Below are 16,523 nucleotides of genomic sequence, written 5' to 3'. Positions count from 1 at the left end.
TCTAACGGAGGTGAGCGACAACGACAGATGCCTGTGTCGCCAAGTTTGACAGGAGTTGCGAGCTCGCGGTCAGCAGCACTTGCGCCCCTGCGACAGAATCCGCAGGCATTACATACTCTTCTTCGTTATGGCTCAATCCATCTCGGCATGGAGTGAAAATCATCGCAGAGGGTGCGACACGATTGATGAAGAGTGCATCGTGAAAAGCACCGGACACCATGGATTTATGGGCAAAACCAGCCTTAACAACCGCACCCTCCAGTATGGTAACCAGATGATCCGGGAAACGCGCTGGAGCCATATCGAAGAGCAGTTCCATTTCGAGACCACATCCATTCTCCACGGCAAGATCCTGCAGGACCTTGCGTATCTTCGCTTCGATCAGATCCAGTTGCTCAACATTGGGGTGGCGGATATCCAGCGAAAACGTCACCGCTGCCGGAATGGCATTGATGGCCCCCGGCTCCAGCGAGAACCGGCCGACTGTCAGGCGTGAATGGGCATCTTGCGGCATGATGTCGTTATAAAGCACGTTCAAGCCGGAGACGGCGGCGCGCATGGGGTCTTTGCGGTAGGACAGTGCTGTGGTGCCTGCATGGGCAGTCTGGCCCGAGATGGTCACCTGAAGCCAGCGGGTGCCCTGAATGCCCGTGACGATGCCGATGGGCAGACCCTCTTTTTCCAAGGATGGGCCTTGCTCGATATGCACTTCAAGATAAGCAAATACCGGGAAGCCCAGCGGCCTCATGGCAGCGCCTTGCAAATCAGCAAGCGTTGCTGCCAAGTCATCGGAAAACAGCGCGCCATCCGTTGCCCGCGCTGTATGCCATGCGGCGGGAATGGCACCCTGCGAAAAGGCCATGGACCCCATGCATCCGGGTGCAAAACGGCAGCCTTCTTCATTGGTGAAGGCAACAACCTCGACAGGCCTGACGGTGTCTATGCCATTGTCTTCCAATGTTTCCAAAACTTCGAAGGCGCAGAGTGTGCCCAGCGCACCATCAAACCGCCCGCCAGAGGGCTGGCTGTCGAGATGGCTGCCGATCAGCAGCGGCGGCAAATCCGGGTTCTGGCCCTCGCGGCGCAGGAACAGGTTGGCGATCGGATCTTGATAGACAGAAAATCCACGCGTTTGGCCGAGATCGGCCAGCAATTGCCGCGCCTGACGATCAAGCGCCGTCAGGGCCTGCCGATTAACACCGCCTTTGGGCGTTGCGCCAATCGCGGCAAATTGGTCCAATCGGGCCAAAAGCCGCTCGCCATTGACCTCTAACAGTCCTTTACCCGCCTGTGCCATGGCATTTATGCTTTCAAACCGGGCTGGGCCGTCGCCACGAAAGCTTTGACCCGTTCGATATCGACCGGATTCCACCAGACATCGCCATGTTTGAGTGATGAAGCGACGATAACGCCGTTGGTGCGTTTCAGGATCTCGACGATATTGTCCTTGGAAACACCCGAACCAACCAAAAGGGGCAGATGTGTCGCCGCTCCAATCTCTTCAATCTCCTCCATGGTCGCGGAATTGCCGGTGCGCTGGCCGGTGGCAATCACCGCGTCGGCATCGAAAAAGGCGAGATCGCGGGTCAATTCCTGAATGGTGCGGTCGGCGGTGATGGCGTGGGCGCCGTGCTTGACATGGCTATCGGCAAACACCTTGATATGTTCGGCCCGCAGCATGGAACGGTAGCGCATGGCCTCCGCCGCCCGTCCCTCCATGAAGCCTTCATTGGCGACATAGGCATTGGCCCATTGGTTGACCCGCACGAATTTTGCCCCGCCCGCCATGGCAATGGCAAAGGCCGGAATGGGTGCATTGGCCAGGACATTGATGCCCAGTGGCACGCCAACCGCACGGCAAATGCGGTCAGTGACAACGCTCATGAAAGCAGATGTTTCCGGCCCAATGTCATCCGGTTTGGAAAAGGGAATGTCGCCGTGGTTTTCAATGATCAGTCCATGCATGCCGCCTTCGATCAGGGCTTCGGCATCAAGCATGCAGGCATCGTAAATCTCTGTCATGCTCGCGCCGCGATAGCGCGGCGCACCGGGAAATGCCGGGCAATGGATCATGCCGATCAGCGCCTTGTCGCGCCCGAAAATTTCTCGCATAGTGCTTGATGTGTTGTCGGATATATCCAGCATTTCTCATTTCCTTTTGAAAGCCTGCCATGCGTGTTGAAAGTCTGTGATGCGTGCCTGGGTAATCGGTAATGTCGCAATCGATGAAATCATGTCCGTACCGACCATGCCAGAGGCCGGCGCGTCGATTTTTGGCCAGCAGCAAAGCACGGATCTGGGTGGCAAAGGCGCCAACCAGGCGATTGTTCTGGGCCGCGCCGGTTTGGACACCACGCTGATTGCCGCTGTCGGCAACGACCTTCGCGGCTCGATGATCCGGCAGAGCCTGTCGCTGGAGCCGATCGATAGCCGCTTGATCGAGCTTGTCGATAAAGCCAGCGATATCTCGATGATCTTCACCACGCCGGATGGCGAAAATGCCATCATCACCACAACAGACTGTGCCACCAGCGTCCGGCCTGAGCATGTTACCAGTGTCTTACAGACGGCAAAACCCGGCGATCTGGCCATTCTCCAAGGCAATCTCACCGATGACACCACGGCTGCCCTCCTCCACGAGGCCAAACGCTGCGGCATGATCACCGCCTTTAACCCATCACCGCTGCGGCCCGGCTTTGCCGCCCTTTGGTCGCTGATCGACATTGCCTTTTTGAACCAGGGCGAAGCCGATAAGCTGACAGGTGAAAGCGGCGAAGCCGCCACCCAATGCTTGCGTGATGCCGGTGTTGGTACCGTCATCATCACCCTTGGCGGCAAGGGTGCAATCTTGGCGGATCGCACCGGCACCACCACAATCCCAGCCGTTCCATCCGTTGCTGTTGACACCACAGGCGCAGGCGACACGTTCATGGCGGTTGCGCTGGCATCCAGCAGTTTGCGCCATGTCATGCCCGATGGCCTGGCGCTGCGCCACGCAGCACAGGCCGCCAGCATCACCGTCAGTCGCCGGGGAACCCGGTCTGCGTTTCCATCACAGACCGAGTTGGCCGCGATCTTCGCCACGTGAGAGCATCACCGCGCTTGCGTCATCCAGCCCAGAATGTTCTTCCACAGCTTGCCATAGCCTTCCCATTCACAAAATGCAGGCGAGAGCCAATGGGGTCCGATATCAGACGTCCAGGCCACGGTGCGGCCCTTGCCAAACGTGCCGGTGACCAGCAGCGGATGGCTGCCCTGATCCTTTGGCAAACGCACAACCACCTCAACATCATCACCGTCGCGCACCTCAACCTCGTTGACGCCGAGCAGCAAAGGCCATTCACCGGTGAGGCCAGCAACTGTTGGGTGGTCGGGCTTGATCACATCGGCGGTTGAGCCTTCGGGGATTTCCACCCGGTCATCATAGGGCAGGCAGGTCACGGGCAGAACATCTTCCACCGGCGTGCGACGCCAGCGGGCCTTGCCGTCAATGCCCTGGAACGAGAAATAACCGCCGACCATCAGCAGGTTGCCGCCCTTTTCCACCCAGGCCTTGATCAGCTTCAGGCGGTTAGGAACGGTTTTGGAATGCAGCCACACGGCAGGCGGCAGCAGTAGGGAATTCGCCCCGATGTCGGAGAGGATAATGGCATCATAGGCATCGAGACCCGCCATCTCAAAGGGAAATTTTTCCACGGCTTCATGGGCAGGCATATAGGTCAGCTCAAATTCGCTGCCCTCCAGCGCTTTCACCAGCGGCTCCGCGCCCAGATGAAAGGTGACGCTGCCGAATTGGTCAAAACCTTTGTAATGGGTGGCGGAGCTGACCCAGCTTTCACCCACGAGGAGAATTTTCTTTGTCATGATATGTGTTCCTTATCTATGCAACAGGTCTCAGGCGGCAGCCTGAAAGACCGAACGGGGATTGCCCCGCATGAGGGTGGTGAGAGCGTCAGCACCAAGGCCGTGACGCTGGAGGCGCGGCAAGAAATGCCGGAGAATATAGGCGTAGCCATTGCCGCCGTAGCGGCTGAGCATCATCTTCAAAAACACATCATGGGAGAGCAGGATGCGGTCGAGATGGCCCATCTCCACCAGCTTGACGATGGCGCGGGCGGCATCCTCATCGCTGGGGCATTGCACCTGCTGATCGGCGTAGAAAAAATCCATGCCGATCATGTCATATTCAATAAAGGCTCCCCGGCTGGCCAGTTCGCCTTGATAGGTGAGATCATCATGAGATGGGTTCATGTGGCACAGCACCGTGTGGCGCAGGTCTGCCCCTTCTTCTGCGGCAATATCCAGCACTTTGTGACCCAGCCGATACCAGCCCGGCAGATGCACCATCAGCGGCAGGCCGGTGCGTAGCTGCGCCTGGGCTGCGGCCCGCAGTGACTTTTCTTCCTCAGCGGTGAAATCAGACGATACGCCAATTTCACCAATCAGGCCGATTTTGACATCGGTGCCATCGACACCAACCAGCGCTTCCTGCACAATTTCATCGGCTATGGCCTCCACCGTCATCTCCGCCACCTTGGCGGGGTGGGATGAAGCCAGATAATAGCCAGCTCCCATCACAATATTCAGCCCGGAGGCTTTTGCGATCCGGCGCAGCGCCAGAGGATTTCGGCCAATGCCTTGACAGGTTGGCTCCACCACAGTCTTGCCACCTGCTTTGGCAAAATCCATCAGCTCGGTGATCGCCAAAGGCTCGTCATCCAGGGTGATATTGTGCTTGTTGACGAAGGGGTCCTGGCGCAATTCGCCCAGAATTTCCATGCAGACAAAGCCTTCCGCCAGATATTGCCTCTCAGGCGTCTTGGGCTGATGCCACCAGCAACGGCAATCGTTGAGGATATGCTCGTGCATCAAGGTTACGCCCATCTCGTCCACGCAGATGGGGCCGGCCACCGTCATCACTTTGCCGGAGCGGATATGAGCCTCAGAGAGTTCACTGGTCATATCTCACCCCTTCTTCGCTGCGCCAAAGCGGAAATTTGCGGAAAAGATCCGGGTGTTCAGCCAGATCGCCACCAGAATGATCGCGCCCGTGACAATCTGCGTGAAAAACGGCGAGATATGCATGAGAATAAGTCCGTTGCCGATCACCGCGATGGTCATGGTGCCCAGCAGTGTTCCCAGCATGGTGCCGCGCCCGCCCGTCAGCGACGTGCCACCCAGAACCACGGCCGCAATCACCTGCAATTCAAAGCCGACGGCGGCGTTGGAAGAGCCGGAGCCAAGCCGGGCGGCAATCAACAATCCGGCAAGGGCGCAAGCCACGCCGGACACCAGATAGACTGAAGCGACAATCCACTTGGCTGGCATGCCTACCCGGCGCGCCGCTTCCAGATTGGAGCCGACGGCCACCACTTGACGGCCATATTTGGTGGAGGAGACCAACACAAACCCAAAGACTGTCACGGCAATGGCTATCAGGGCCGGAACCGGAAGACTTAAGAACTCGCCACGACCCAGCGTGAAGAATCCCGGCACGTCGTTGATCGGAATGGAATAGCCTTGGGTGATGTAGAGCGCCACGCCGCGCAGGATCGACAGGCCAGCCAGCGTGACGATAAAGGCCGGAATGCCCTGATAGGCAATGAACCAACCCTGGATCAGGCCAATCACGCCGCCCAGAACCAGCATGAGCAGCACGACCAAGGGCCATGACAGGCCGGTTGCCAGCACAATCGCCACCGTTGCATTGATCAGCGCCACCAGCGAGCCAACGGAAAGATCAATACCGCCGGTAACAATCACCAGTGTCATGGCAACGGCAACAATCAGAATGGGGGCAGCTTGTCGCACCACATTGAGAATATTGCCGAGCGTGAGAAATGTATCGGTCGTGACGGAGAAGAACACCATGCAGGCAAAGAAGAAAATCGCAATCGACAGAACCTGGGCATTCTCGGTGATAAAGTCAGCGAAGGCAGAGCCTTTGGCGCGTTCAGTATAGGCGGTCAATGTCTTTCCCCCCCGACGATCAATTTCACCAGATCTTCAAGGTTGGTGCTGCCAATCTGGCGTTCGGCCACTTTCGTACCCTCATACATTACAGCAATGCGGTCGCAGACGCGAAACAGGTCCTGCAAGCGATGGGTGATCAACACCACGGATACGCCTCGGGCCTTGACGCGGTTGATCAGTGCCAGCACTGCTTCCACTTCCGCCACGGCCAGCGCCGAGGTTGGCTCATCCATGATCAGCACTTTGGGATTGAACGACGCCGCACGGGCAATGGCAATCGCCTGCCGCTGGCCGCCCGAGAGTTTCTCGACCTTGGCGGTGAGGCGCGGAATGCGGATTTCCAGCGCATCCAGCATCTTGCGGGCTTCCACCAGCATCCGGGCGCGATCCAGAAACGGACCCTTGGTCAATTCCCGGCCCAGAAACAGATTGCCAACCACATCAATATGGTCACACAGGCTCAAATCCTGAAACACCATTTCGATATTGCGTGAGCGCGCCTCGGCGGGACCGGAAAACCGCACCGCCTCGCCATCCAGCGTGATGGTGCCATCATCGGGGATGTAGGTGCCGGAGATCACTTTGGTGAGCGTTGATTTCCCCGCCGCATTGTCACCGACCAGGCCTAAGCATTCGCCGGGAAACAGATCGAGATCAACACCACGCAGCGCCTGATGCGAACCAAAGGTTTTGCGGATACCACGAAGCGAAATCCGGGGTTCACGCGCACCGCCTTCTCCGGGTTGCCGGGGGAGATCAACTCCCCCGGCTCCAGGGACAGCGGTTGGGAGCTGTCCACCGGAAATCATTTGAACACGGCCCGGTAAGGCTCAACATTGGCCTTGGTGACGATGGTGACCGGCACGGCAATGGTCTTTTCAACCTTGCCGCCGTCCGAGATGGTCTTCAGCGCTTTTACAGCCGCTTCACCCATGGCTGCCGGGTCCTGCTGGATCACCGCGGCAACATAACCGGCGTCAATACCGGCAATCGCCTGAGCGGTCAGATCCCAGCCAAACACTTTGATACTGTCCTGCTTGCTCTGGCTTTGCACGGCGGCAACGGCACCCAGCAGCGCTGGCTCGCCCGTGGCATAGATTGCCGTCATATCCGGATTGCCGGTGATCAGGTTTTCAGCCGCTGCCAGCGCATTGTCTTGGACGTTCTGGCCATCAACCACACCTGCCGACGTGATGCCGGAGACGCCCTTGATGGTGTCTTCAAAGCCCTTCTGGCGGATATTCTGGATGAAGGAGTTCAGCGCGCCCACAACGCCCAGCTTGGCTTTGCCGCCCATGTCCTTCTTGACGTAATCGACGAAGAATTTGCCAATATCGGCACCCGCCTTGGCGTTATCGACGCCGATCTGTGCCTTCTGGGGGCCAGCAGGCAGAATGCTATCGATGGCGACCACCGGAATGCCTGCATCCGCTGCCTGTTTGACCGCTGGCATAATGCCGTTGACGTCGATGGCCACAACGGCAATGCCGTCCACCTTCTGCTGAATATAGGTCTCGATGGCGCTGTTTTGGGCCGCAGGGTCATTGTTGGCATTGAAGATTACCAGTTTTGCGCCCGCCGCATCAGCGGCCTTCTGTGCACCCTGATTGATCTGGTTGAAAAACAGTGCCTGTTGATTGATCTGCACCAGCGCAAAGGTTTTTTGCGCAGCATTGGCAATTCCTGCCGTGAGGCTCAGACCGGTAAGGGCCGTGACAGCCAAGGCTGCATTGATGGTTCTACGTGTAAAAGTCCGGGTCATCATTCCATCCTCTGGTTAGGTTTGCCCATTGCTTTTGTTATTTCGCAGGCGGTGCAACGGAGTTCCGCACGACGATTTCCACTGGCAGCAATTCCTCCGATGCTTTCGCAGGCTGTTGCCAATCCGTATCGAGAAGCAGCGAAAGAGCACGGCTTCCCATTCCCCGCACCGGCTGACGGATGGCCGTCAACGGCGGGGCAAAAAGATGCAAAGGTCCAACATCATCGAAGCCGATGACGGAAATCTGCTCAGGAATGGAGATCCCTTCCGCTCGCAGCACTTCAATGACACCGATGGCGATTTCGTCGGAGCTGGCGAAAATTGCGGTCGCCTCGCGGCCTCCCTCCAGAAAACGCCGCGCGGCCTGTCTGCCAAACTCGGCGGTATAATCGCCGCAATAGCGCTCAATCACAGCATTCTCACCGTGCTTGGCGCGCATGGCGGCTTCAAAGCCGGTAAAGCGGCGCTCGGTGCTGATCATCACATCCGGCCCGCCGATGTAGAGAACATGGCTATGGCCAAAACCGGCCAGATGTTGCCCGGCCAGTTCTCCGCCTTGCCGGTTGTCACAAAACAGCTTTGGCACCGTCGCATCCGGCACGTCTTCATCGACCACAACCACTTTTCCAGTGCGATTGATGATCGCCGCCAGCTCACCCTGGTCAGGGTGATTGGTGATAAAGATCAGGCCATCCACATGGTTGCGCTCCAGCAGACTGAGATATGCCATTTCGCGGCCCGGGCGGTTTAGCGTGGCATAAAGCGATAGCGCCAAACCGCGCAGATCTGCTTCCTCTTCAACAGCGGCCACCAGAGTTGCAAAGAACGGATTGGCAATATCCGGCACGACAAGACCGATGGTGTCCGAGCGGCCACGGCTGAGACGTCTTGCATGCGGATTTGGCTGATATTTGAGCGCAACAATGGCGTCTTCAATCCGCTTGCGCGTCTCGCCGGGAAGATCGAGCGAGCCATTCAGCATGCGCGACACGGTGGTCACCGACACGCCAGCGGCGGCGGCAACATCCTTTAGCCCAGTGACCCGTTCCTTGACCATATCCACCCTGTAAAGCGGTTTAGTAAAACGTTTTACAAAGTTCACATAGCCCTGCGCTTTTTGTCAAGCAACCAGAAGACTATTTTTTAGTCGGCGGCGAATGTCGCATAAAATGTAAGCGAAAAATTCTCTCTATCGTTTCAATCAACACCCTTTTATGGCGGTAAAATCCGGGGTCGCGTCGACTTAATTTACAATCTGAGAAGGGTGGCGTCGCCTTAACCGAGCACAGTACGCGATCGTTGCTTCGGCGTGAATATCACGCTTTGATTGACAAGGCGATCTCACGCCAGGTGGTGCTGGCGTGGGCGCGGAGTTGGCGATGATCGGCGGCGGTCAGGTGTTGTCGATGAAGATGGAAAAGATTGGCAATCTGGCCGTGGGTTGAGACGAAACGCTGGCATGGCATCGTAAACTTAATGGACGCAGGGCCAGCGAAAGACGCTGTCCGCAGATATTTCTCATGCTCGGGCAATCTTCGCCCACAGGCTCATCGCCTCCGCGCGCAGTTCGCGATGATGGCCGGAGGTTATGTCGTTGCGCGGGATGTGAAACAGGTTGGCGATCGGATCGTGGATAGAGACAAATCGTTGTAGATGTCGCTGTGACTTGAAGCGCTTCATGATCCGCTCTCGTCGCCGGACTGGCTGGTGAAAATTCTCCGCCCGATTGCTCAACCCTTTGTGGGAGCGATGCTCGACACCGGGCGTGAGCTCCCACTTGGCTGCGCCGTATGATCGCAGCTTGTCTGTAATCATCACCCGCGGCGCGCGACCCTGGCCCTTCAACAGTTGGCGCATCAGATGCCTGGCCGCCTTGGCATTTCGGCGGCTTTGCACGAGAACGTCCAACACGAAACCGTCCTGATCCACAGCACGCCACAGCCAATGCTTCTTGCCGCGGATTGAAACAACGGCTTCATCGAGATGCCACTTTTCCCCAAGCCGACCGGATGACCGACGACGGATCTCGTTGGCAAAGATGCGGACGCAGTGACGTGCACCCCGATTTTGGGCCAGCGGGAGCTGGAATTTTCCGGGGTTAAGGCTCAGGTTGGCGTGGGTGCCGATGAGCCGTTCAAGAGCGAAATCGGCACCTTGTTGCCGATCGCGCTGTGTGGCCGGAACTCGTTATAGTCTCTACGCCAATCCTCCATCTTTGCCCTTGCGTCATCAAGGCTCATAAACCAGTGGGCGTTCAGGCTATCATCCCTGCCGAGACGGAGTCAGGCCCCACTCTAGGAGATCGAACTGTAGACCGCGCCAATATTGACAGATACGATTAGAACATTTAGTGAACATTTTATGAAAAAGTCACTCAAAGAACGCCTCGCCATCCTCTCGGATGCCGCAAAATACGATGCGTCTTGCGCCTCCAGCGGAACGACAAAGCGGAACGCAGCAGCCGCCGGCGGGCTGGGATCGACGGAGGGCTCCGGGATCTGCCATGCCTATGCGCCAGACGGGCGATGCATCTCTCTCCTTAAAATCCTGATGACGAATTTCTGTATTTACGACTGTGCGTATTGTATCAACCGGTCGTCCAGCAATGTTGAGCGGGCGCGGTTTTCGGTCGAGGACGTCATCTGGCTGACGCTCGAATTCTATCGCCGCAATTACATCGAGGGTCTCTTTCTGTCCTCTGGCATTATCCGCTCTTCCGATTACACAATGGAGGAGATGGTCCGCATCGCCCGCGAATTGCGTACGACACATAATTTTCATGGCTACATTCATCTCAAATCTATTCCCGAGGCATCGCCGCAACTGATTGAGGAAGCCGGGCTCTACGCTGATCGCCTTTCGATCAATATCGAACTACCGACCGACGCGGGCATCGGGAAATTCGCCCCGGAAAAGCGGCCGGACAATATTCGCCAGTCGATGGGTAATTTGCGCTTGAAGATTGAAGAAATGGCCGACCCGACCCTACAGACCAAACGGCGAAAGAGGTTCGCACCCGCCGGGCAAAGCACACAGATGATCGTTGGCGCCGACGCTGCCGACGATGCGACCATCCTTGGCACCAGTGCCAGGCTCTATGGGAGTTACGGCTTGAAGCGTGTCTATTATTCCGCCTTCAGCCCGATCCCGGATTCGTCAAAAAACCTTCCGCTGATCAAGCCGCCGCTGATGCGCGAGCATCGACTGTATCAGGCAGACTGGCTCTACCGTTTCTACGGATTCGACATCGCAGAGATCACGGCGGCACGGCCAGACGGCATGCTCGATCTCGACCTCGATCCGAAACTCGCCTGGGCGCTTGGCCATCGCGATCGATTTCCAGTCGACATCAATCTCGCCGACAAGGAAGCGCTTCTGCGTGTGCCTGGCTTCGGCACAAAAACCGTCACATCCATTCTCTCAACACGGCGGTTCAAGCGGCTGCGGCTCGAGGATATCGGACGTCTTGGCGTGTCCCTCAAAAAAGTCCAGCCGTTCATCACCGCTGAGGGCTGGACGCCGCATCGCTTGATCGATCGCGCCGACTTGCGGGCGATGTTCATGCCAAAGCCCGAACAATTATCGTTATTATGACTGAGACCTGCTTTCTCGAAGGTCGCGGTGATCTGTCTGAATGGCGCGAGGCCGCGCGACGGTGCCTACAGGCTGGGATCGAACCAAAGGCAATCGACTGGCAGCTTATCGGTGATGAACAGGGCTTGTTTGGTGCTGACGCAAGCCGATCCAAAGAGGGCAGCACGCCAAGCCCGGCAGAACGCACAGGTGAAACGGCGCAGATGTCCGTGCCGGCAACCTTCCTTCGGCTCGCAGAAGCCGTTGTGTGTCATTCCGATCCCGGCCGCTTCGCTTTGCTTTATCGCCTTCTCTTTCGGTTGAGGCAGGAACGCCATCTTCTTGAGGTGAAGACGGATGCCGATGTGGCGCTGGCGTACCGGATGCAGAAGTCAGTGGGGCGCGATTATCATAAGATGACAGCCTTCCTGCGCTTCAAGGAAGTGCCACTGCCTGTCGGTGTTGCAGTCCGGCGGCGCTTTCTCGCCTGGTTTGAGCCTGACCACTTTATCGTCGCACGTGTCGCGCCGTTTTTTCAACGTCGGTTCAATGACATGGACTGGATTATTTTGACGCCCCGCGGGTCCGCGTCCTGGGATGGCCAGACACTTCTGACGTCGACCGAGCCGGCAGTAAAGCCTGATATACGCGATGAAACCGACGATCTCTGGCGCATATATTATGCATCCATCTTCAATCCCGCCCGCTTGAAGGTGAAAATGATGATGACGGAGATGCCGAAGAAATATTGGAAGAACCTGCCGGAGGCAGAGCTTATTCCCGGCCTGATTGCCGGAGCGGAAGCCAAGCTGATCGATATGGCCCAGCGACAAGCCAGCGAGCCGCTCCCTTTCCATCATCGCCTCCAGGACGCTGCCGCGCGTGTGCCGGCAGCGCCAGTGGCCGAAGCGGACACGATAGATGCGCTGCGTCAGGAAGCGCGACGCTGCAATCGATGTGATCTCTCCTGCCGGGCAACACAGACCGTGTTCGGCGAAGGGCCTGTTGATGCAAAGATCATGGTCGTTGGAGAGCAGCCGGGGGACCAGGAGGATCTCGCAGGCAGGCCATTCGTCGGACCGGCGGGCCGCGTGTTCGACGAGGCTCTGGCGCAGGCCGGCATGGACCGGCGCGCGCTCTACGTCACCAACGCGGTGAAGCACTTCAAGTATGAGCCACGGGGAAAGCGCCGCATCCATCAGCGCCCGAATATCGCAGAGGTGCAGCAATGCAGATGGTGGCTCACCCAAGAGATCGAGATGGTGAAACCAAAGCTGATTGTCGCCATGGGCGCAATCGCGCTGTTTTCGCTCACGGATCGAAAGGACCGCTTGGAGGATGTCCGCAGCCGTCCAATTGTCATGGACGACACGCGACATCTATTCGTGACCGTTCATCCGTCCTACCTGCTGCGTATTCCGGACGAGATCAAGAGAAACGAAGAACTCGCGCGCTTTCGAGAAGATATAAGCCAGATCGGTAGGCTTGTTTGTTGATTTTCACTGAGAACTGACCCGGTAGCACAAGATAGGGGGTGCGGACGAAAACTTGGACCACCAAGGAGGTAGTTCATGTATTCCGACGCAGACAGACTTCGAGCTGTTGAGCTCTATATCCGACTTGGCAAGCGACTTAACGCGACCATTCGCCAGCTGGGATATCCCACCAAGAATGCCCTGAGGGGCTGGTACCGCGAGTACGTCGAGAATCACGACTTGCGTGTTCGGGCGGTAGCTCGACCGCCAAAGTTTTCCGAGGCTCAGAGGCAGGCTGCCCTTGAGCATTACCGCACTCACGATCGTTGCATCTCTTCGACGATGAGGGCGCTCGGCTGCCCCGGTCGAGGAACTCTAACCGCATGGGTTGGTGAGGCGTTTCCGGAGGCGCGGACATCGATGGTCGGTCGATCGTGGCACCCTGGCTATTGCGAGGAGGTCCGGCAAGCGGGGGTCATCGGATTATGCAGTGGAGATGAAAGCGCTCAACAGGTCGCTGACCGACTGGGCGTCTCAAGGCCGACATTGTACAGCTGGAAAGATCAGCTACTCGGTCACGAGGCTCCCTCATCCGTGAAACGCCGCAAATCCAACCTCAAGATGCCTGAACGTGAAGAGCTCGAGCGACAGCTTGAAGCCCTCCAGCGTGATGTCCGCCAGTTACAACGCGAGCATGATCTCCTGGAGAAGGCCAACGAACTCCTAACAAAAGACCTGGGCGTCGATCTGCAGATCCTGAGTAATCGGGAGAAGACACAACTGATTGACGTCCTTAAGGAAGTTTATCGCTTGCCAGAGCTGCTTGCCCAGCTTCGGATTGCCCGCAGCTCCTACTTCTACCATCGCGCCCGCATGTGCCTGGCAGACAAGTAAGCCGCCGTCCGCCACAGCCTAGTGGAGATCTTTGAAGCGAACCGTCGTTGCTCCGGTTATCGACGACTGCAGGCGTCGCTGGCCAGACAGAGCGTGACAATCTCGGAAAAGGTTGTCCAGCGCTTGATGAAGCAGGAGCAGTTGGTCGTTGCCAGGCCGCGTCGACGGCGGTTTGGATCCTATCTGGGAGAGATCAGTCCAGCGCCCGAGAACCTGATCAATCGCGACTTCCATGCAAAAGCGCCGAACGTGAAGTGGCTGACAGACATCACTGAGTTCCAGATCCCAGCTGGCAAGGTGTACCTTTCGCCTATCATCGATTGCTTTGACGGCATGGTCATCAGCTGGTCGATCGGAACGCAACCAGATGCGGGTCTCGTCAACACCATGCTGGATGCAGCCATCGGAACCGTCGCCAACGGCGAGGAACGGCCAATCATCCATTCTGATCGCGGAGCCCATTATCGATGGCCCGGCTGGTTAACCCGTATCAGCGAAGAAAGACTGGTTCGCTCGATGTCCCGAAAGGGTTGCTCGCAAGACAACGCCGCGTGCGAAGGGTTCTTCGGTCGGTTGAAAACCGAGCTCTTCTATCCACGAGACTGGAAGGCCATCACAATCGAACAGTTCGTGGCAGAGGTGGACGCCTATATCCGATGGTACAATGAAACGCGTATCAAGATATCGCTGGGATCGCTCAGCCCGGTCGAATATCGTAAAATCCTCGGCCTGAGCATTTAAAACACTCCAAGTTTTTATCTGCCCCCCCGCCGGACGAGAGAGCGGTATTGCCGAACATATCGAATGTGAAGGGATCGTTTCATCTGCTTTCCCTCGCTTTTTATCACTGCAAACAGCTTATGAAGCATCGCAGAAGCGGGCAGTATTCGTCACGAGTGAGGAAGCTTTAGCGCCTCTAAACCAGAGCGCTGTTGTTTTAGCGGCTTTGTCGCAAAATTTCGGCTTAGTTTGCCGCCTCGATGATCATGAGGTAGATGCGGTCTGAAGTAAGCAGACAGGTAGATTTGAGCGGTCATGGTCGATTTCAAAGGCAGTCACTGGCAGACGGGCTTTGGTTGAAACCGCGCGGGGTCGATACAACGGCGTTATTGGGCTGCGTTTGCGTGCCCGGTCATTCTTTGCTCAACAGACAGAGGCTGCGATCGCCATCGCGGTATGCTGCTTGGTCGGGCAAAAAATCTTGGCGGCGCTGATCCAGCGTTATGGCATCTACAACCGCTAAGCTGGCCGCGGTGCCATCAAGGGATTGCTGTTACGCGGACCGCACAATCTTCGGGATATTCTGGCAACGCCTATCCTCAAACAGACCGGATCCTACGAGCAGGCCAGCTATGCCAGTCGGAACACATCGGATGTTGTTCAGCAGCATTGCGCACGCTTCCTACGGCAGGACAAGGCGGCGCTTGTGGTGAAAATCCTCAATCAGGTTTGGGAAGCAGCATACCGGGTCGGATGAATAGCTGATCCGCATCTGCCTGGATGTCAGTCGTCTTCGCCTTGAACGGATACGAGCCGTCCCCTGTGTTCGCCAGATTCCCTAAATTATAAGGCGACGACAATGCCACCACATAATATCTTGTATTTTGTAATTTTACGTGGCTTTATACGGATATGGATATCATAGACCGCAAAATAGTCAGTCTTCTTGCCGAAGACGCCCGCCGCTCGCTTGCCGATATTGGCAATATCGTCGAGCTTTCCGCGTCGGCGGTGAACGAGCGCATCAGACGCCTGACCGCGAGTGGGGCGATCCGCCGTGTCACCGTTGATGCCGATCCATCCGCATTCGATTTGCCGGTGATCGCCTTCGTGTGGATCGCCTTGGCGGCGGATGCGGACGAGGCCAGCTTTCGTACCTATGCTGCGTCCCAGTCCGCTATTGCGGAATGTCACCATGTGACGGGGCAATGGTCCTATCTCATGAAGGTTCATGTCGCGTCGCTGGCGGAAATCGAAGCCTTTCTGGCGGGAATGAAACAGAACAGATTCCTTGCACGTAGCGAGACAATCATTGCTCTCTCATCCGTGGTGCCAGGACCATTCATGCCGAAGGGAAGTTAGGACTGATGGAGCTGACACTCATTTTGAAAAGCATTGTGCTTGGCCTTGCTGTCGCAGCCCCGCTCGGCCCCATCGGCGCCTTGTGCATCAACCGGACTCTTGAACGTGGGTTCTGGGCCGGGGTGGCGGGCGGCTTTGGGACTGCTCTGGCGGATGCCGTCTACGCCAGTCTCGCTGCGCTTGGCTTTTCCGCTTTCGCGGCGACCCTTGCGACAATCGATACGCCGCTCAAAATCATCGGTGGACTTTTCATGGTGTGGCTCGGCTGGAAAAGCCTGAAGCCCAAACCTCTCGCGGACGCGGCCAAGGTCGGAGCGCGCGATCTTTTCGGTACCATCGCTGCAACCTTTTTCCTGACGATTACCAACCCTGTGACCATTCTGTCCTTTGCTGCAATTTTTGCCGGTCTTGGCCTTGCTGACGCATCGGGGACGACAAATGCGTTTTTCGTGGTCGCAGGCGTTTTCCTTGGCTCGTTGCTGTGGTGGTTCCTACTGAGTGGCGGCATTGCATTGGCGCGACAGCGTCTTCCCCCAAGTTTTGCCCGCTGGGTTTCCTGTTTGTCTGGACTGATACTGATCTCGTTCGGACTTTTTGCCCTCGGTTCAATCGCTTGAGGCATGATTGCTCGATTAAGATATCCGGCGTTAGCGATTGGTGTCCGTCAATACATTCACCGGAGTTGACGGTAAAGATAAGACGACTGAACTTTAATTGACACAGATGTGCGATCTGGCACCGTGCATTCCCGCGATTTCCGCGAT

The 16,523-nt window shown here is 57.1% G+C and carries 13 protein-coding genes and 6 pseudogenes; 8 read left to right on the top strand and 11 right to left on the bottom strand.

Translation table 11 applies throughout. The annotated features are described in order from the left end of the window. Window position 1: 1 nt before the first annotated feature. Both AVI_RS27640 and AVI_RS27635 read right to left on the bottom strand, forming a co-directional pair. Window positions 2–1,297, bottom strand: a complete 1,296-nt coding sequence (locus AVI_RS27640) for a Zn-dependent hydrolase (protein ID WP_015918556.1) — start codon at window positions 1,295–1,297, stop codon at window positions 2–4. Window positions 1,298–1,302: 5 nt separating this feature from the next. Then, a complete protein-coding gene (locus AVI_RS27635; RefSeq protein WP_015918555.1) occupies window positions 1,303–2,145 on the bottom strand; it encodes a BtpA/SgcQ family protein in 843 nt (280 codons plus the stop codon). Between the two features lie 46 nt (window positions 2,146–2,191). Here AVI_RS27635 and AVI_RS27630 point away from each other — a divergent pair, with 46 nt between their 5' ends. Then, window positions 2,192–3,088 (top strand): ribokinase, encoded by an 897-nt coding sequence (locus AVI_RS27630; protein ID WP_015918554.1) that lies wholly within the window; start codon window positions 2,192–2,194, stop codon window positions 3,086–3,088. 5 nt (window positions 3,089–3,093) lie between these two features. Here AVI_RS27630 and AVI_RS27625 read toward each other — a convergent pair whose 3' ends face one another. The 9 genes and pseudogenes from AVI_RS27625 to AVI_RS30145 form a co-directional block, all read right to left on the bottom strand. Further along, on the bottom strand, window positions 3,094–3,864 hold the full coding sequence (locus AVI_RS27625; protein ID WP_015918553.1) for a glutamine amidotransferase: 771 nt from the start codon (window positions 3,862–3,864) through the stop codon (window positions 3,094–3,096). Between the two features lie 30 nt (window positions 3,865–3,894). Further along, window positions 3,895–4,962 (bottom strand): phosphotriesterase family protein, encoded by a 1,068-nt coding sequence (locus tag AVI_RS27620; RefSeq protein ID WP_015918552.1) that lies wholly within the window; start codon window positions 4,960–4,962, stop codon window positions 3,895–3,897. 3 nt (window positions 4,963–4,965) lie between these two features. Then, complete coding sequence (locus tag AVI_RS27615; RefSeq protein WP_015918551.1) at window positions 4,966–5,970, bottom strand: ABC transporter permease; 1,005 nt, start codon at window positions 5,968–5,970, stop codon at window positions 4,966–4,968. After that, entirely contained in the window at window positions 5,967–6,782 is an 816-nt protein-coding gene (locus AVI_RS27610; RefSeq protein WP_015918550.1) for an ATP-binding cassette domain-containing protein, read from the bottom strand. The genes AVI_RS27615 and AVI_RS27610 overlap by 4 nt, the downstream gene beginning before the upstream one ends. Continuing rightward, window positions 6,779–7,735: a substrate-binding domain-containing protein gene (locus AVI_RS27605; protein ID WP_041700081.1), complete on the bottom strand. Its 957-nt coding sequence runs from the start codon at window positions 7,733–7,735 to the stop codon at window positions 6,779–6,781. Before AVI_RS27605 ends, AVI_RS27610 begins: the two co-directional genes overlap by 4 nt. Window positions 7,736–7,772: 37 nt before the next feature. Further along, window positions 7,773–8,792, bottom strand: coding sequence for a LacI family DNA-binding transcriptional regulator (locus tag AVI_RS27600; RefSeq protein WP_015918548.1), 1,020 nt, complete (start codon window positions 8,790–8,792; stop codon window positions 7,773–7,775). 259 nt (window positions 8,793–9,051) lie between these two features. Continuing rightward, window positions 9,052–9,195: pseudogene (locus AVI_RS31970) on the bottom strand (IS6 family transposase); the annotation flags it as partial. A 58-nt stretch (window positions 9,196–9,253) separates the two neighbouring features. After that, window positions 9,254–9,772: pseudogene (locus tag AVI_RS27595) on the bottom strand (IS6 family transposase); the annotation flags it as partial. 68 nt (window positions 9,773–9,840) lie between these two features. Next, a pseudogene (locus AVI_RS30145) lies at window positions 9,841–10,005 on the bottom strand (integrase core domain-containing protein); the annotation flags it as partial. Window positions 10,006–10,096: 91 nt separating this feature from the next. Between AVI_RS30145 and AVI_RS27590 the strand changes: the two are divergent. The 7 genes and pseudogenes from AVI_RS27590 to AVI_RS27560 all read left to right on the top strand — a co-directional run bounded on the left by AVI_RS27590 (window position 10,097) and on the right by AVI_RS27560 (window position 16,376). After that, window positions 10,097–11,329, top strand: a complete 1,233-nt coding sequence (locus tag AVI_RS27590) for a putative DNA modification/repair radical SAM protein (protein ID WP_015918546.1) — start codon at window positions 10,097–10,099, stop codon at window positions 11,327–11,329. Then, on the top strand, window positions 11,326–12,804 hold the full coding sequence (locus AVI_RS27585) for a UdgX family uracil-DNA binding protein (protein ID WP_015918545.1): 1,479 nt from the start codon (window positions 11,326–11,328) through the stop codon (window positions 12,802–12,804). Before AVI_RS27590 ends, AVI_RS27585 begins: the two co-directional genes overlap by 4 nt. Window positions 12,805–12,879: 75 nt before the next feature. After that, window positions 12,880–14,418 (top strand): annotated as a pseudogene (locus AVI_RS30140) (IS3 family transposase). Between the two features lie 319 nt (window positions 14,419–14,737). After that, a pseudogene (locus AVI_RS30850) lies at window positions 14,738–14,854 on the top strand (IS5/IS1182 family transposase); the annotation flags it as partial. A gap of 33 nt (window positions 14,855–14,887) precedes the next feature. Continuing rightward, window positions 14,888–15,154 (top strand): annotated as a pseudogene (locus AVI_RS31650) (hypothetical protein); the annotation flags it as partial. Window positions 15,155–15,309: 155 nt separating this feature from the next. Next, complete coding sequence (locus AVI_RS27565) at window positions 15,310–15,759, top strand: Lrp/AsnC family transcriptional regulator (RefSeq protein WP_015918543.1); 450 nt, start codon at window positions 15,310–15,312, stop codon at window positions 15,757–15,759. Between the two features lie 5 nt (window positions 15,760–15,764). Next, entirely contained in the window at window positions 15,765–16,376 is a 612-nt protein-coding gene (locus AVI_RS27560) for a LysE family translocator (RefSeq protein WP_015918542.1), read from the top strand. Window positions 16,377–16,523: the final 147 nt, after the last annotated feature.

Source organism: Allorhizobium ampelinum S4, from assembly GCF_000016285.1.
Lineage (GTDB): Bacteria > Pseudomonadota > Alphaproteobacteria > Rhizobiales > Rhizobiaceae > Allorhizobium > Allorhizobium ampelinum.
Note: the sequence above shows the minus strand (reverse complement) of the source record. Positions and strands in the feature narration are given on the sequence as shown.

Bases quoted from the DNA above. Each gene is read 5' to 3' on its own strand.
- AVI_RS27560 (WP_015918542.1), top strand. From the start codon at position 15,765: ATGGAGCTGACACTCATTTTGAAAAGCATTGTGCTTGGCCTTGCTGTC.
- AVI_RS27590 (WP_015918546.1), top strand. From the start codon at position 10,097: ATGAAAAAGTCACTCAAAGAACGCCTCGCCATCCTCTCGGATGCCGCA.
- AVI_RS27585 (WP_015918545.1), top strand. From the start codon at position 11,326: ATGACTGAGACCTGCTTTCTCGAAGGTCGCGGTGATCTGTCTGAATGG.
- AVI_RS27620 (WP_015918552.1), bottom strand. From the start codon at position 4,962: ATGACCAGTGAACTCTCTGAGGCTCATATCCGCTCCGGCAAAGTGATG.
- AVI_RS27565 (WP_015918543.1), top strand. From the start codon at position 15,310: ATGGATATCATAGACCGCAAAATAGTCAGTCTTCTTGCCGAAGACGCC.
- AVI_RS27640 (WP_015918556.1), bottom strand. From the start codon at position 1,297: ATGGCACAGGCGGGTAAAGGACTGTTAGAGGTCAATGGCGAGCGGCTT.
- AVI_RS27610 (WP_015918550.1), bottom strand. From the start codon at position 6,782: ATGATTTCCGGTGGACAGCTCCCAACCGCTGTCCCTGGAGCCGGGGGA.
- AVI_RS27605 (WP_041700081.1), bottom strand. From the start codon at position 7,735: ATGACCCGGACTTTTACACGTAGAACCATCAATGCAGCCTTGGCTGTC.
- AVI_RS27625 (WP_015918553.1), bottom strand. From the start codon at position 3,864: ATGACAAAGAAAATTCTCCTCGTGGGTGAAAGCTGGGTCAGCTCCGCC.
- AVI_RS27630 (WP_015918554.1), top strand. From the start codon at position 2,192: ATGCGTGCCTGGGTAATCGGTAATGTCGCAATCGATGAAATCATGTCC.
- AVI_RS27635 (WP_015918555.1), bottom strand. From the start codon at position 2,145: ATGCTGGATATATCCGACAACACATCAAGCACTATGCGAGAAATTTTC.
- AVI_RS27600 (WP_015918548.1), bottom strand. From the start codon at position 8,792: ATGGTCAAGGAACGGGTCACTGGGCTAAAGGATGTTGCCGCCGCCGCT.